This window comes from Mesorhizobium sp. M7A.F.Ca.CA.002.15.2.1 (assembly GCF_003998715.1).
Taxonomy (GTDB): domain Bacteria; phylum Pseudomonadota; class Alphaproteobacteria; order Rhizobiales; family Rhizobiaceae; genus Mesorhizobium; species Mesorhizobium ciceri.
The window spans coordinates 1-1851 of record NZ_RZPI01000890.1 but is presented as its reverse complement, the minus strand read 5'-3'; the positions used below and the strand labels follow the sequence as shown (position 1 = coordinate 1851).

The window sequence follows — 1851 nt, the reverse complement described above, 5'->3', positions numbered from 1 at the left end:
GAAGGTGCCGCCGGCGACGAGGGCGCCGCCGATCGAATTGCCGTGACCGCCGATGAATTTGGTCAGCGAATGGACGACGATGTCGGCGCCATGCTCGATCGGCCGGATGAGGTAGGGCGAGGCCAGTGTGTTGTCGACGATCAGCGGCAGGCCGTGCTTGCGCGCGATGTCGCCGATCTTCTCGATATCGACGAAGGTGCCGCCCGGATTGGCGAGGCTCTCGATGAAGATCGCCTTGGTCCTGTCGTCGATCTGGCTCTCGAAGGTCGAGATGTCATTGGTGTCGGCCCAGCGCACCTCCCAGCCATAATTCTTGAAGGCATGGCCGAACTGGTTGATCGAACCGCCGTAAAGCTTGTTGGCGGCAACGAAATTGTCGCCCGGCTGCATCAGATTGTGGAACACGATCACCTGCGCGGCATGGCCGGAGGCGACCGCGAGTGCCGCCGTGCCGCCTTCGAGGGCCGCCATGCGCTCTTCCAGCACTGCCTGGGTCGGGTTCATGATGCGGGTGTAGATGTTGCCGAAGGCCTTCAGCCCGAACAGCGAGGCGGCATGGTCGGCGTCGTCGAAGACGAAGGAGGTCGTCTGGTAGATCGGCGTGGCGCGCGCGCCGGTCGCCGGATCGGGCTTGGCACCGGCGTGGACGGCGAGCGTGTTGAAACCTGGCGTGCGGGTCACTGAAAACCTCCCTTTTGAAACTCTTGAAATCGCCGGGCATTCTTGGCGAAGCATGAGCGCGAATGCAAAGAAGAAAATACCCTTCGGCTAGCGATCTGCGGCCGAGGCCCGAGAAAATGCGCTGGCCTAAGGAATAATTTTGCGCCTAAGGCGCATCGCGCGTCAGGCCTTGCTTTTGGTGCACGTCGTTATCCCAAAACCGCTGCGCACTTTTGAGCGACGTGCACTACTTCTGCCGCACGCCAAAACTCTGGAATCCCGACCGCATCAGCGGCTTCTTCGACGACAGCACGCCGGAATTGACGCCGGTCCAACCGATCTCGCCGGACAGCTTGCCATATTCGATCTTGGGGCAGCGGTTCATCACCACCTTGATGCCGGCGGCCTCGGCGCGCGCGGCTGCTTCGTCATGGCGCACGCCAAGCTGCATCCAGATCACTTTCGGCAAGGGATCGAGCCGCAACGCCTCGTCGACGATGCCGGGCACCGCCGCCGGCGCGCGAAAGATGTCGACCATGTCGATCGGCTCCGGAATATCGGCGAGCCTCGCATAGGTCATCCGGCCGAGGATCTCCTTGCCGGCCTGGCCAGGATTGATCGGAAACACCGAAAATCCCTTGGCCAGCAGATATTTCAGCACGAAATAGCTTGGCCGCACATCATTGGCGGACGCGCCGACCATGGCGATGGTCTTCACCGAATTGAGGATGCCGGCAATGTAAGTGTTGTCGTAGCTATCGTGGTTCATGCGGCTTCCTGCGGTAGTGGTATCGGTAAAGTTCACGGCTGAACCCAAGCGAGGCGTAGAGGGCGCGAGCCGGCGTGTTGTCGGCCACCACCTGCAGGCATGCAGCTGACGCACCCGTTTGTCGTGCCCAGTCGATCAGGACGCCCACCGTCTTGCGGCCCAGGCCTTGCTGCCTGAAACGGCCGTCGGTTTCAACCGATTCCACCACAAGCAGCCCATTGCGGATGACGCCATAGGCCAAGGCGGCAATTTCGCTGTCTCGTGTACAGGACACGAACGCCCGGTCGCCGACGATCAGTCCGGTCATCTCGCGAAAGACGCGGCGATCGATGTCGTCATAAGCCTCCATGCGGAAGCGCGCCGCGAGCCAGTCTTCGCCTGGCACAGGCGAAACAGCGACCCGCTCGTCGCGGACTTCAGCC

Annotated in this window: 3 protein-coding genes; all 3 read right to left on the bottom strand. The window is 62.0% G+C overall.

Going from position 1 to position 1851, the window contains the following annotated elements; genetic code table 11:
- A partial coding sequence (locus ENZ74_RS30770) for an aminotransferase class I/II-fold pyridoxal phosphate-dependent enzyme (RefSeq protein WP_127313254.1) occupies window positions 1-681 on the bottom strand: 681 nt, incomplete at its 3' end.
- 226 nt (window positions 682-907) lie between these two features.
- On the bottom strand, window positions 908-1429 hold the full coding sequence (locus tag ENZ74_RS30765) for a CoA-binding protein (RefSeq protein WP_024504599.1): 522 nt from the start codon (window positions 1427-1429) through the stop codon (window positions 908-910).
- Window positions 1416-1851: GNAT family N-acetyltransferase (locus ENZ74_RS30760; RefSeq protein WP_164761347.1), on the bottom strand; the 436-nt coding region annotated here is incomplete at its 5' end. The genes ENZ74_RS30760 and ENZ74_RS30765, both read right to left, overlap by 14 nt.

Bases quoted from the DNA above. Each gene is read 5' to 3' on its own strand.
- ENZ74_RS30765 (WP_024504599.1), bottom strand. From the start codon at position 1,429: ATGAACCACGATAGCTACGACAACACTTACATTGCCGGCATCCTCAAT.